The following is a 12878-nucleotide window of genomic DNA, read 5'->3' as shown; positions in this document are numbered from 1 at the left end:
TCGGAGTTGCGAGCATGAAATCGAGACATGGACCCTTGCGCGTTGGGATCGGTGGCCCGGTCGGTTCCGGCAAGACGGCGCTGACGGAGAAGCTGTGCAAGGCGATGCGCGAGGACTATTCCGTCGCCGTCGTCACCAATGACATCTACACGACCGAAGATGCGGAAGCGCTGGTGCGCATGCAGGCGCTGCCTTCGGATCGCATTGTCGGCGTCGAAACGGGCGGCTGCCCGCACACGGCCATCCGTGAAGATGCGACGATCAATCTGCAGGCCATTGCCGGCCTGAACGAGCGGCTTCCTGATCTTGATGTCGTTTTCATCGAATCCGGCGGCGACAATCTGGCGGCAACCTTTTCGCCCGATCTCGCCGATATCACCATCTACGTGATCTCGGTATGCCAGGGCGAGGAAATCCCGCGCAAGGGCGGCCCCGGCATTACCAAATCCGACCTTCTCGTCATCAACAAGAAGGATCTGGCGCCTTTCGTCGAGGTCGATCTCGAGGTGATGGATCGCGATGCCACCCGCATGCGCCAGGCACGCCCCTTCGTCTTTTCCGACATGAAGCGGGGGGAGGGCGTCAGCAGGATCGTCAACTTTCTAAAGGAACAGGGCGGCCTTTGAGCCGCCCTGTCATTATCCAGACATCTGCTGAGATGTTCTATTCTGCTGCGAAGGGCGGCAGCTTTAGCACATTGGTGCCCACCGACCTGTTTCTTCCATCCTTGTTTTCGATGGCCTCCAGCCGCTCTTCCAGATTGGTGAGCGACTGGCGGTTTTCGTTGACGGCGACGGCCAGGCCTTCCTTGGTCACGACCTCGTCGTCCGCATCCTTCTTGCCGACAAGCCTGCCGAAGAGGTAGCCGAGCAGGCGGGACAGGTCGTCCATAATGAGGAAGAAGGACGGCACGACCACCAGGCTGAGTACCGTGGAAACGATGATGCCACCGATCACCGCAATTGCCATCGGCGCGCGGAAGGAGCCGCCTTCGCCGACGCCGAGAGCGGACGGCAGCATGCCGGCCGACATGGCAATCGAGGTCATGATGATCGGACGAGCACGCTTGCGGCCGGCTTCGACGACCGCTTCCAGCCGCGGCATGCCCTGATGCATCATCTCAATGGCGAAATCGACCAGCAGGATGGCGTTCTTCGTCACGATACCCATCAGCATCAGAATGCCGATCATGACGGGCATAGACAGCGCATTCCCGGTCATGATCAAGGCCAGCGCCACACCTCCGATCGCCAACGGCAGCGACAGCAGAATGGTGAAGGGCTGGATCACATCCTTGAACAGCAGGATGAGCACGGTCAAAACGAGCATGAGGCCGAGCAGCATCGCATTGCCGAAACTCTGCTGCATTTCCTTCTGGACCTTGGTATCGCCGCTTTCGGCCAGATGCACGGTTGCCGGGATCTTGGCGTTGTTGACGATATTGAGGAAGTGTTCCGATGCCGTATCCAGCGCCACGCCTTGCGGCAGGTCGGCCCCGATCGCGACGACGCGGAAACGGTTGTTGCGCTTGATGGAAGAGAGGCCCTCCGAATAGTCGATGTCTGCCACGCTCGACAGCGGCACGGTGGAGCCGGTGGACGCCTGTCCGGTGGTGCCCATGGATGTCTTGATGCGCAACGCACGGATTGCCGCCAGATCTCGGCGCATGCCAAGTGAGGCCTGAACGCGGATCGGAATTTGGCGATCATCGAGCGAGATCTTCGCAAGTGAAGCATCGATATCGCCAATGGTCGCCACGCGAATCGTATCCGAAATCATCTGTGGCGTAATGCCAAGGCGTGCCGCCTCGTCCTTGCGCGGGAAGATCTGCAACTCGGGCCGCGGCAGGGCGCCGTCGGCGCTGACATTGGCAAGCGCCGGGTCGGTGCGCAGCTTGGCTTCCAGAATGCCGACTGCCTGATTGAGGTCCTTTTCGTTGCGCGAGAGGAAGTTATAGGTCAGGTCGCGGTCGCCACGATCGTTCAGCTTGGTGATGCGGACGTCGGGAATGGAGCTCAGCTTTGCAAAGACTTCTTTTTCGATGTCCCATTGCGGGCGTACGCGGCCATGGACGGCAACCTTCGGCAGGTAGGGGCCGATGACAGGCATCGAGCCGAGCACGTCGTTCACCAGCTTCTTTGTCAGTGACTGATCGAGCTTGCCGAGCGTCAGCGTCACGGTGGCGCGGCGCAATTCCAGATCGCCCTTCGGCGAGGCGCCGCCGAGCACGAACACGCTTTCGACGCCGTCGATACCCTTTACGCGCCGATAGATTTCGTTGGTCGCCTGCTCGGTATCATCAAGCCGGGCATTCGGCGGCAGCTCGGCTGAGAGCACGATGCGCGAGGAGTCTTCCGGCGGGATGAAGCTGCCGGGGACGAACATGATGAGAGCGAAGACCGAAACGACCGAGAAGGCGAAGGCGGCCAGCAGCGTCGGATAACGCGTGTACCACTTCTTGGTCGTCAGCCGCACCAGCCAGCTATAGCCACGCATGAAGCGGCCGTCATTGTCGTGATGATCGTCGACGCCGTCTTCGGCGCGCATCAGATAGGCGGCCATCATCGGCGTGATCAGACGCGCCACCAGCAGCGAGAAGAACACCGAGAAGGCGACGGTCAGGCCGAACTGGATGAAGTACTGGCCCGGAATGCCCGGCATGAAGGAGACGGGCACGAAGACCGCGATGATGGTGAAGGTCGTCGCGATGACGGCGAGGCCGATTTCGTCTGCAGCGTCGATGGCGGCGCGATAGGGCGTCTTGCCCATCTTGATGTGGCGCGCGATGTTCTCGATTTCGACGATGGCGTCGTCAACGAGAATACCGGTCGCCAGCGTCAGCGCCAGGAAGCTGACGAGGTTCAGCGAGAAGCCGATCTGGTTCATGATCCAGAATGTCGGGATTGCGGAGAGCGGCAGGGCGACTGCCGATATCAGCGTTGCGCGCCAGTTCCGCAGGAACAGGAAGACGACGATGACGGCCAGTATGGCGCCTTCGATCAGCGTATGCATCGCCGATTCGTAGTTGCCATAGGTGTAGTAGACGGAGTCGTCGATCATCTCGATCGAAACGTTCGGGTTCTCGGCCCGCACCTTGTCGAGCGTGTCGGCAACCGTCTTGGCGACGGTCACCTCGCTGGCGCCCTTGGCGCGAAATACGCCGAAGGTGACGACGGGCGTGCTGTTGAAGCGCGAAAAGGACTTCGGCTCCTGATAGGTGTCCTTGATGGCGCCGAGATCGGAGAGTTTTACGAAGCGCCCGTTGGTGAGCGCGATCGTCGTATCGGCGAGCTGGGCGACATTGCGGGCGTCGCCGAGCACGCGGATCGCCTGCTCGCTGCCGGCAACCTGGCCGCGGCCGGAGCCTAAGTCGATATTGGTACTGCGCAGCTGCTGGCTCACGGAAAGCGCGGTGATGCCATAGGCATTGAGCTTGTTCGGATCGAGCTCGATGCGCACTTCGCGATCGGCGCCGCCGTAACGGTCGACGCGGCCGATGCCCGCCTGGCCCTGCAGGGCACGCTTGACCGTGTCGTCCACGAACCAGGACAGCTCTTCCAGCGTCATGTTCGGAGAGGAAACGGCAAAGCTCCGGATCGCCTGTCCCTCGACATCGACCTTGGAGACGATAGGCTCATCGATCGTCGAGGGCAGGTTGCCGCGAATGCGGTCGATGGCGTCCTTGGTATCCTGAACCGCCTGCTGCGTCGGCACTTCCAGGCGGAAGATGACGACAGTCTGCGATTGGCCGTCCGTGACGGTGGACTGGATTTCGTCGATGCCGTTGATGCTGGCGACGGCGTCTTCGATCTCCTTCGTCACCTGCATTTCGAGTTCGGCTGGAGAGGCGCCGCTCTGCGTCACGGTGACGTTGACGACAGGCACGTCGATATTCGGGAACCGGGTGATGGGCAGATTGAAGAAGGCGTGCGCGCCCACGACCATCAGCAGGAAGAAGCCGAGGAGCGGGGCGACCGGATTTCGGATTGACCAGGCGGAGAAGTTCATCTTGCCGTTCTCGCTCAGTTGGAGGCTTGCGACGTATCGCGAACCGGCGTGATGTGGTCGCCGTCGCGAACATAGGCACCGGCCTTGGCGACAACCTCATCGCCGGCTTTCAGGCCCTTTACGATCTCGACATAGCCTGCATCCTGGATGCCGGTTTCGACGCTCACGAACTTGACCACGCCGTTTTCGACCTTGCGGGCGGAGGAGCCGTTTTCCTCGCTGTTGACTGCGGTCAGCGGCAGCGCAACGCCATCTTCCTGGCGAATGATGATCTCGGCGCTGCCATACATGCCGGCGCGAGCCTTCTCGCCTTCGTCGATCGTGATATGCACCGCGCCGAGGCGGGTGACGGGATCGACGATCGGAGCAACGAGACGGACCGTTCCGGCAAGCTTTTCGCGACGGCCTGAAAGAGCGATCAAGGCCTTCTGTCCGCTCGTGATCTTGGTGATATCGCTCTCGGACACATCGACCACCAGTTCGAGTTGGCTGTCGCGGATGATGGTGAAAAGCGGATCGCCATTGCCGTTCGCGATGGCGCCGACGCGGGCATTGCGCGACGCGACGGTGCCGGCGACGGGGGTCTTGATGCCGGTTCTGGCAAGCTTGAGATCCGTATCGGCGATCTGGCTGTCGGTAACCTTCAGATCGGCTTCGGCTACCGCGATCGCCTGCTCGGCGGAAACGACGCGCGCCTTGTTGGCGGCGGCGGCGGCATTCGCCTGTTCCACCGAGGAGGTCGACATCGTGCCCTTGGCGCCCATTGTGACGGCGCGAACACGCTGCAATTCTGCCTCTTCGGCATTGGCGCGGGCTTCGGTGAGCTGGGCGTGCAATTGCGCAAGGCTTGCTTCGCCTTTGGCCCGCGTCGCCTGCATCTGGCTCTTCTGCAGAATAAGAGCATCATCGTTCAGCGTGGCAAGGGTGCTGTTCGCGCTGACCTTGTCGCCGACATCTGCGTTGAGAGAGCGGATGGAGAGGCCATCCACCTGCGGCTGGATGTAAACCTCGTCGACGGCCTTCACCGTGCCGGTCGCGACGACCTTATCGGTCAGGTGGCGCATCGTGGCTGTGGTGATGACGATTGCGGGCAGGTTCTGTTTCGGCGTGGTAACCGGAGGCTCTTCCGCCAGCGCGGCAGACACGCCCAGCAGGGAAAGCAGGATTGCGGTCGTGCTCAGAAGTCTAAACGGCGTAAGGGCCATGCGTCCGGTTCCAGTTCGGCGTTTGATAAAATGGATTTCGCTGATTTCCGTCGCGAACACGGGGATGCGATGCATGCGGGCCGGCTTCTCCGGCGGATCAATATCCGTCTGTCATGCCTTGCAGTTCCCTCATCCTAAAATCGCCCTGTAGATGGGATCGGTTTTCAATTCTCGCAAGATCACGAGAAAATGATTTCGCGGGCATTTCTATCGTCTACAACCTTGCGAAGCAATCACGGCATTGTGATGTCAGCATTCGAATAGTTGATGGCTTTTCAGCCAGACGGCGCGACAAAGCCAGCATTTTGTTGCTGCTGTTACAAAATGAAAAAAACGCGCGAGGCCGGAAACCTCGCGCGTTCGATGGTTCGAGACGATCCAATACTATTTCAAAGCAGCGTCCGTGATCTCATGCGTATAGGCGCCGGTCGGCTTCTTGTTGATGATCTTCTGATCGAGCAAGGCTTCGACCGTACGATCATAGGTCTTCATGTCGAGCTTGCCGTTGCCGATCAGTTTGGCGACTTCGCCCGCCATGCGCTTCTGGTGGTTTTCATCCTGGCCACCATTGTCCATGACGATTTCCGCGGCTTCGTCCGGATGTTCGACGGCATATTTCCAGCCCTTCATCGAGGCGCGGACGAATTTCACCATATCCGCCTTGAATTTCGCATCCTTCAGCTTGTCTTCCTTGACGTAGAGGCCGTCTTCGAGAAGGTCGTTGCCGAGCTTGGTATAGTTGAAGACGGTAAGGTCTTCGGCCTTGAAGCCTGCATCGATCGCCTGCCAATATTCGTTATAGGTCATGACGGAGATGCAGTCGGCCTGCTTCTGGACGAGGGGCTGCACGTCAAAGCTCTGCTTGAGAACGTTCACGCCATCCTTGCCGCCGTCGGTCTTCAAGCCGAGTTTGTGCATCCAGGCGAAGAATGGATATTCGTTGCCATAGAACCAGACGCCGAGAGTGTGCCCTTTGAAATCCTTCTCCGTCTTGACCGGGCCATCCTTCGGGCAGATCAGCTCCAGGCCGGATTTTTCGAAGGGCTGGGCGATGTTGATGAGCGGCACGCCCTTTTCGCGGGCAACCAGTGCGCCGCCCATCCAGTCGACGATGACATCGGCGCCGCCGCCGGCTATTACCTGCTCCGGAGCGATATCAGGCCCGCCCGCCTTGATATCGACATCGAGGCCTTCTTCCTTGTAGAAGCCCTTGTCCTTGGCGACGAAATAGCCGCCGAACTGAGCCTGGGCCACCCATTTCAGCTGCAGGGTCAACTTATCCGCCGCCATCGCGCCCTGGGTGGCGGCAAGCGTCACGGCACTTGCCATCAATGCAAACATTATTTTTTTCATGTCTTCACCCTTTCCCTCTGAAGTTATGCCTTGATCCCTTGGAAGGGATCCTGGATTACGTCTGCCCACCACGGACAGACGGATGCCAGAACGTCACCATTCGTTCGATGAAGGCAACGATACCGTAGAAGACCGAGCCGGCAATCGCGGCAACCGCGATCTCAGCCCAGACCATATCGAGGTTCAACCGGCCATTTTCGGTTGAAATGCGAAAGCCCATGCCCGACATTGGCGTGCCGAAGAACTCTGCCACGATGGCACCAATCATCGCCAGGGTCGAGTTGATCTTCAGCGCATTGAAAATAAAGGGGGCGGCGGCGGGCAGGCGCAGCTTGAACAACGTCTGCCAATAGCTCGATGCGTAGGTGCGCATCAGGTCGCGTTCCATATTGCCGGCCGCGGCAAGGCCTGTCACCGTATTCACCAGCATCGGGAAGAAGGTCATGATGACGACGACGGCAGCTTTTGACTGCCAATCGAAGCCGAACCACATGACCATGATCGGTGCGACGCCGATGATCGGCAGGGCCGAGACGAAATTGCCGATCGGCAGCAGGCCGCGGCGCAGGAAGGCGAAGCGGTCCGCAAGAATGGCGACGATGAAGCCGCTGGCGCAGCCGATGATATAGCCGATCAGGACGGCGGTGAGGATCGTCTGGCGGACATCGATCCATAATGTTGGGATCGAATTGGCGATCCTGGCGCCGATGGCGCTTGGCGGCGGCAGAAGGACCAGGGAGACGCCTGCGCCGCGAGTGACGGCTTCCCAGATGATCAGTATCCATATGCCAAAGATCGCCGGGATCAGCAGGCGCAGCGTATAGTTGCCGGCGGTCGAGTGCGAACGCATCGACGACAGGACGGAAACACAGCGCCAGGCCAGCAGCCATGAAGCGGCAATCAGAATGAAGAAGGATAGCTGCGCCTTGCCTTCATTGCCGGAAATTCCCGCCAGCAGCAGCCATGCCGCCGCATGCGCGCCGAAGAAGAGGGTAGCCGCGCTCAGGTCCGCAGATAGGCGCATGAAGGAAAGGGCGGCCGCCGCGGCAATCAGAATGAAGATGACGAAGGTCGTTCCGCTGCTGACGGGTGCCGCGGCATCCGCTGCGAGCAGCGGCAATGCGGGGATGGCTGCAAGACAGAGAAGAAGTGCAAGAATGCCCTGCCAGGAGAAAAGAAAGGATCTCATGCCGTTCTGCCTCCCATCGAACGGTCGACGATGCGGGCAGCAATGCTGACGATGCCCACGAGAACGGCTGCGAGCACAGAGCCTGCCACGAGAGCGGCCCATATGTCGATCGTCTGGCTGTAGTAGGAGCCTGCGAGCAGTTTTGCGCCGATGCCGGCGACCGCGCCCGTCGGCAGCTCGCCGACAATCGTTCCGACCAAACTTGCGGCGATTGCGACCTTCATGGAGGTGAAGAGGAAGGGGACCGAAGCCGGCACGCGCAACTTCCAGAAGGTCTGCCAGCTGCTGGCATTATAGGTGCGCATCAGATCGAGATGCATGATTTCCGGCGAGCGCAGGCCCTTCGTCATGCCGACCGTGACCGGGAAGAACGACAGATAGGTGGAAATCAGCGCCTTCGGGATCAGCCCGTCTATGCCAAGGGCACTGAAGACGACGATGATCGTCGGCGCGATGGCGAGAATCGGGATCGTCTGCGACGCGATGATCCAGGGCATGAGACTGCGGTCGAGCGCCACGAGATGAACGATGCCGACTGCAAAGAGAACGCCGAGGATCGTGCCGAAGGCAAAGCCGACCGCTGTGGGGACCAGCGTGATCCACGCGTTGTAGACGAGGCTGCGATTGCTTGTCGGCACTCGCAGGAAAGTGTTTTCAAAGACGTTCTGCGCCACCTGATGCGGAGCCGGCAGCGTCGGTTTCGGTTGCGCCAGCGTCTTGCCGATGAATTCGACTATGGTGGGGGTGACGTTGCCGCGCCGGTCGAGATCGCGCTGAAACGGCGCGTTGAGAATGACGGCGAAGACATACCAGAGCAGGACAATCGCCAGGATGATTGTCGCAACCGGCAGGAACTTGTGCTTGAAGAACTGTTCCTTTTCCATGTTCATGCCCTCCCTTGCGCGGGAAGCAGCATGAGGATCATGGCGATGATGCCAAGACCCACGCCGGCAAGTTGCTGCAGGCTCAGCCGTTCGCCGAAGACGATGAAGGCGATGACATTGACGACGACGAGCTGCGCTATGGAGGAAGCGGAGATCGCCAGGCCAAGCCCGCCCTCGCGCATCAGCCGCACCATCATCAGATTGCCGATGCAGTAGAGGATGAGGGCGAGGATCAGTACCAACACGTTATTGTTGGCGATATAGGCGCGCGATGCTGTGGCACCGCCGATGAAGATCGCCATCGCGCCGACAAGCCAGAGGAGGAATTGCGGGTTCATGATATTCCTCCGATTGCGGAGCGGCGTTGTTTTCCCGGCTCCGACAGTACGGCAATTGCATGGGAAGGCGGCTGCTGCAGCGCACCTCCTTCTCCCTTCGGGGAGAAGGTGCCGCCAGGCGGATGAGGGGGCTTGCCAAGAAAGCGGAAGCCGATGACTTTGAAGCGGTTAACCCCCTCATCCGACCCTTCGGGCCACCTTCTCCCCGAGGGGAGAAGGTAAAGACCGCACCGACCTGCCCCCATATGCGATTGCCTTGGGCTCGGTACGGTGAGGGGCCGTCGCGCGACGGAGCCGTCCATCATCCTATTCCTCATAGCTATGCCCTGCTCTCAGCCCTTCCCGGACGCGGTGGGCGATTTCCAGGAATTCCGGCGTTTCGCGAATGTCGAGCGGCCGCTCCGTCGGTAGCGTCGATTCGATGACATCGGTAACGCGGCCCGGCCGCGGCGACATGACCACGATCTTCGTCGAGAGATAGACTGCTTCGGGGATGGAGTGGGTGACGAAGCAAATGGTCTTGTTCGTCTGCTTCCAGAGTTTCAAAAGCTGTTCGTTCAAATGATCGCGGACGATTTCGTCCAGGGCACCGAAGGGCTCGTCCATCAGGAGAAGATCGGCATCGAAAGCCAAGGCGCGGGCAATGGAGGCGCGTTGCTGCATGCCGCCCGAAAGCTGCCAGGGGAATTTGTGCTCGAAGCCGTTGAGATTGACGAGTTCCAGCGTCCGGGCGATGCGCTTGGCCTGCTCCTGCTTGTCATAGCCCATGATTTCAAGCGGCAGGGCGATATTCTTCTCGATCGTCCGCCAGGGATAAAGGGCTGCGGCCTGGAAGACATAGCCGTAGGCGCGGGCCTTGCGCGCCTCTTCCGGCGACATGCCGTTGACGGAGATGTCGCCCGATGTCTTGCGCTCGAGATCGGCAATGACACGCAGGAAGGTGGTCTTGCCACAGCCCGAAGGGCCGATGAAGGAGACGAAATCGCCCTTGCGAACATCGAGATCGACGTTGCTTAGCGCATGCACCGGCCCGTCATTCGTATTGTAGGTGAGACAGAGATTCCGCGCAGAGACGACGGAGGAAGCGGATGACGTCATTAACACCTACCAGTCCTGTTTTCGCCGCATGTTTGAGGCGGATTGCGTGTTATCCTGTTTGGCATTGCCGCAGTCCGGAGAGGCGAGAAGGCCTTGGGGCTGCTGAACAGAGGGGGAGCAATGCCATGATTGTCTCATCGAAGCCCACCTGCCGTATCGTCCGGCCCGGCAGCACCTATGCCGGAAAACAGGGCCTCAGCTATTTCGAAGGGATTGCCGCCGAGACAGTGGGCTCGACGGGGATTTGCATGCATCTTCTGACCATCCCGCCGGGTGCCCGCGCCAAGGCGCATCTTCACGCCTCGCATGAGACGGCGATCTACGCGATTTCCGGAGAGACGCATTGCTGGTTCGGCGACCAGCTGGAAGAGCATGTCATCGTGCGCGAGGGCGAGATGTTCTATATTCCGGCCGGCGTCCCGCATCTTCCCGCGAACTTGAGCGACCGGCCGGCGACAGCGGTCATCGCCCGCACCGATCCGAACGAGCAGGAAAGCGTGGTCTTGCTGCCGGATCTGGAGCGACATGTGCCGCGCTAGAGCCGTTTCGCTTTTCTTCGAATTGCGAAAATGCTCTATCTTTTTGTTTTTATACAATTCGGGACGGAAAACTGCTACGCACTCTTCCTGGAATTGCTTTAGACGGCCGATGAGCCGAAGCGCCGTGCCCAAGCGTCATACCCCGCTTGCGGGGATGCCGCTACGCTGCACCTTGCGCGGTGCGGTGATTTCTTTCCAGGTAGAAAGCGCACGGTTGACGGCGGTGAAGGGATCGCGCTTGACGAACTCGCCGTGGCCTTCCCTGGTCTTGACCGTGCCTTCCTCGATGGCGACGACGCCGCGCGTCAGTGTATAGCGCGGCAGGCCGGTCACTTCCTTGCCCTCGAAGACGTTGTAATCGATCGCCGATTGTTGCGTCTTGGCGGCGATGGTCTTCGAGCGCTTCGGGTCCCAGACGACGATATCGGCATCGGCGCCTACAAGGATCGCGCCCTTCTTCGGATAGACGTTGAGGATCTTGGCGATGTTGGTCGATGTGACGGCGACGAACTCGTTCATGGTCAGGCGACCGGTGCTGACGCCATGAGTCCAGAGCATCGGCATGCGGTCTTCAAGGCCGCCGGTTCCGTTCGGGATCTTGGTGAAGTCGTTGAGGCCGAAGCGCTTCTGCTCGGTCGTAAAGGCGCAGTGGTCGGTCGCGACCACCTGCAACGAGCCGGAGGCGAGGCCGGCCCAGAGGCTGTCCTGATGCTGCTTGTTGCGGAAGGGCGGCGACATGACGCGGCGGGCGGCATGGTCCCAATCCGGGTTGGCATATTCGCTTTCGTCGAGCGTCAGGTGCTGGATTAGCGGCTCGCCATAGACGCGCATGCCCTTCTGGCGGGCGCGGCGGATGGCTTCATGCGCCTGTTCGCAAGAGGTATGGACGATATAGACGGGCGAGCCCGCCATATCGGCAATCATGATAGCGCGGTTCGTTGCCTCGCCTTCGACTTCCGCCGGGCGCGAATAGGCATGCGCTTCCGGGCCGTTATTGCCTTCGGCCAGCAGCTTTGCCTGCATCTGCGCGACCACATCGCCGTTTTCGGCGTGGACGAGCGGCAAAGCGCCGAGCTCGGCGCAGCGCTGGAAGGAGGAGAACATCTCGTCGTCATCCACCATCAGCGCGCCCTTATAGGCCATGAAGTGCTTGAAGGTGTTGATGCCCTTCTCGCGGACGACGGTTTCCATCTCGTTGAAGACCTGTTCGCCCCACCAGGTGATCGCCATGTGGAAGGAATAGTCGCAGGTCGCGCGGGTGGACTTGTTGTCCCACATGGTCAGCGCCTCGAGCAGCGACTGGCCGGGCGAGGGGAGCGCAAAATCCACCACCATCGTCGTGCCGCCGGCAAGGGCCGCGCGGGTGCCGCTCTCGAAATCGTCAGAGGAATAGGTGCCCATGAACGGCATTTCGAGATGGGTGTGCGGATCGATGCCGCCAGGCATGACATAACAGCCTGTGGCATCCAGCACTTCGCTGCCGGAGAGGTTCTGCCCGATTTCGACGATCTTGCCGCCTTCGATCTTCACATCCGCCTTATAGGTCAGGTCGGCCGTGACGATGGTTCCACCCTTGATGACTGTGCTCATGGTGTCTGTTCCCTGTTTTTAAGAGTCTGGCATCCGTGGCGCCCCCTCATCCGACCCTTCGGGTCACCTTCTCCCCGAGGGGAGAAGGAGAGGTGTGGCGAGCCTTTGGTGCAACACAATTTCTGATTGTGTCCGCGGTTTGTTGAGAAAGATGGCGCAACGGAGGGAAGCCCCTTCTCCTCTCGGGAAGAAGGGGCCCGAAGGGCGGATGAGGGGGTATGATTCGAATACATCATTTACCGCCATGCTCCGTCAGCTGGATCGCAGGATAGAAGCGCAGAACGTCGTCTCTTTCGAAGATCTGTCCCTCGAGAGCAGCGAGAACTGTTTCCAAAACCGCCCGGCGCTCGCTGGTGATCTCATGATTCCAGAATCTCAACACCGAGTAGCCATGTGTATTGAGCCAACGCGAGCGGATCACATCGGACGGAGAAGCGGCATGTTGGAAGCCATCGATTTCGACGATCAGCGATTTATCGCGACAGAGGAAATCAACTAAATAGGGACCGAGTGGAATCTGCCTTGCAAATTTGTGTCCATTCAGTCGGCGGTCACGCAGATCGCTCCAGAGGCGATATTCTTCCTCGGTGTTGGTTTTTCGAAGACGGCGGGCTTGCTGGGTTTTGCCGGGGCGGCGTTTGGTGATGTCATTGTTGTCCGGCATCGGTAGTGCC

At 60.0% G+C, this 12878-nt stretch carries 11 protein-coding genes; 2 read left to right on the top strand and 9 right to left on the bottom strand.

Going from position 1 to position 12878, the window contains the following annotated elements:
- The first annotated feature begins 14 nt into the window (after positions 1-14).
- On the top strand, positions 15-626 hold the full coding sequence (gene ureG / locus I8E17_RS11790) for an urease accessory protein UreG (RefSeq protein WP_069611695.1): 612 nt from the start codon (positions 15-17) through the stop codon (positions 624-626).
- Positions 627-663: 37 nt separating this feature from the next.
- Here the strand turns inward: ureG and I8E17_RS11785 are convergent, their stop codons facing one another.
- The 7 genes from I8E17_RS11785 to I8E17_RS11755 form a co-directional block, all read right to left on the bottom strand.
- Positions 664-4008 carry an efflux RND transporter permease subunit gene (locus I8E17_RS11785; RefSeq protein ID WP_069611694.1) on the bottom strand — a complete coding sequence of 1115 codons (3345 nt, stop codon included), beginning with the start codon at positions 4006-4008 and terminating at the stop codon, positions 664-666.
- A gap of 14 nt (positions 4009-4022) precedes the next feature.
- Complete coding sequence (locus I8E17_RS11780; protein WP_112721465.1) at positions 4023-5213, bottom strand: efflux RND transporter periplasmic adaptor subunit; 1191 nt, start codon at positions 5211-5213, stop codon at positions 4023-4025.
- 384 nt (positions 5214-5597) lie between these two features.
- Entirely contained in the window at positions 5598-6566 is a 969-nt protein-coding gene (locus tag I8E17_RS11775; protein ID WP_069611693.1) for an ABC transporter substrate-binding protein, read from the bottom strand.
- Positions 6567-6621: 55 nt separating this feature from the next.
- Positions 6622-7755: an ABC transporter permease gene (locus I8E17_RS11770; RefSeq protein WP_069611692.1), complete on the bottom strand. Its 1134-nt coding sequence runs from the start codon at positions 7753-7755 to the stop codon at positions 6622-6624.
- The gene (locus tag I8E17_RS11765; protein ID WP_069611691.1) at positions 7752-8639 is read right to left on the bottom strand and encodes an ABC transporter permease; all 888 of its coding nucleotides are present in this window, start codon (positions 8637-8639) and stop codon (positions 7752-7754) included. Before I8E17_RS11765 ends, I8E17_RS11770 begins: the two co-directional genes overlap by 4 nt.
- Positions 8640-8641: 2 nt before the next feature.
- Positions 8642-8977 carry a hypothetical protein gene (locus I8E17_RS11760; RefSeq protein ID WP_069611690.1) on the bottom strand — a complete coding sequence of 112 codons (336 nt, stop codon included), beginning with the start codon at positions 8975-8977 and terminating at the stop codon, positions 8642-8644.
- Between the two features lie 306 nt (positions 8978-9283).
- On the bottom strand, positions 9284-10075 hold the full coding sequence (locus I8E17_RS11755; protein WP_069611689.1) for an ABC transporter ATP-binding protein: 792 nt from the start codon (positions 10073-10075) through the stop codon (positions 9284-9286).
- Positions 10076-10200: 125 nt separating this feature from the next.
- On the opposite strand from I8E17_RS11755, the gene I8E17_RS11750 reads away from it, so the two are divergent.
- Positions 10201-10614 carry a cupin domain-containing protein gene (locus tag I8E17_RS11750; RefSeq protein ID WP_069611688.1) on the top strand — a complete coding sequence of 138 codons (414 nt, stop codon included), beginning with the start codon at positions 10201-10203 and terminating at the stop codon, positions 10612-10614.
- A gap of 135 nt (positions 10615-10749) precedes the next feature.
- Here the strand turns inward: I8E17_RS11750 and hydA are convergent, their stop codons facing one another.
- Together hydA and I8E17_RS11740 are read right to left on the bottom strand one after the other, a co-directional pair.
- Positions 10750-12204 (bottom strand): dihydropyrimidinase, encoded by a 1455-nt coding sequence (hydA, locus tag I8E17_RS11745; protein WP_069611687.1) that lies wholly within the window; start codon positions 12202-12204, stop codon positions 10750-10752.
- A gap of 232 nt (positions 12205-12436) precedes the next feature.
- A complete protein-coding gene (locus I8E17_RS11740) occupies positions 12437-12868 on the bottom strand; it encodes a DUF559 domain-containing protein (protein ID WP_069611686.1) in 432 nt (143 codons plus the stop codon).
- Positions 12869-12878: the final 10 nt, after the last annotated feature.

The organism is Rhizobium sp. AB2/73 (assembly GCF_020871915.1).
In the GTDB taxonomy this organism is placed as follows: Bacteria; Pseudomonadota; Alphaproteobacteria; order Rhizobiales; family Rhizobiaceae; genus Rhizobium; species Rhizobium dioscoreae.
Note: the sequence above shows the minus strand (reverse complement) of the source record. Positions and strands in the feature narration are given on the sequence as shown.

Excerpts from the sequence above, each read along its gene's own strand:
- I8E17_RS11755 (WP_069611689.1), bottom strand. The coding sequence starts at position 10,075 with ATGACGTCATCCGCTTCCTCCGTCGTCTCTGCGCGGAATCTCTGTCTC.
- ureG (WP_069611695.1), top strand. The coding sequence starts at position 15 with ATGAAATCGAGACATGGACCCTTGCGCGTTGGGATCGGTGGCCCGGTC.
- I8E17_RS11770 (WP_069611692.1), bottom strand. The coding sequence starts at position 7,755 with ATGAGATCCTTTCTTTTCTCCTGGCAGGGCATTCTTGCACTTCTTCTC.
- I8E17_RS11775 (WP_069611693.1), bottom strand. The coding sequence starts at position 6,566 with ATGAAAAAAATAATGTTTGCATTGATGGCAAGTGCCGTGACGCTTGCC.
- hydA (WP_069611687.1), bottom strand. The coding sequence starts at position 12,204 with ATGAGCACAGTCATCAAGGGTGGAACCATCGTCACGGCCGACCTGACC.
- I8E17_RS11780 (WP_112721465.1), bottom strand. The coding sequence starts at position 5,213 with ATGGCCCTTACGCCGTTTAGACTTCTGAGCACGACCGCAATCCTGCTT.
- I8E17_RS11785 (WP_069611694.1), bottom strand. The coding sequence starts at position 4,008 with ATGAACTTCTCCGCCTGGTCAATCCGAAATCCGGTCGCCCCGCTCCTC.
- I8E17_RS11750 (WP_069611688.1), top strand. The coding sequence starts at position 10,201 with ATGATTGTCTCATCGAAGCCCACCTGCCGTATCGTCCGGCCCGGCAGC.
- I8E17_RS11765 (WP_069611691.1), bottom strand. The coding sequence starts at position 8,639 with ATGGAAAAGGAACAGTTCTTCAAGCACAAGTTCCTGCCGGTTGCGACA.
- I8E17_RS11740 (WP_069611686.1), bottom strand. The coding sequence starts at position 12,868 with ATGCCGGACAACAATGACATCACCAAACGCCGCCCCGGCAAAACCCAG.
- I8E17_RS11760 (WP_069611690.1), bottom strand. The coding sequence starts at position 8,977 with ATGAACCCGCAATTCCTCCTCTGGCTTGTCGGCGCGATGGCGATCTTC.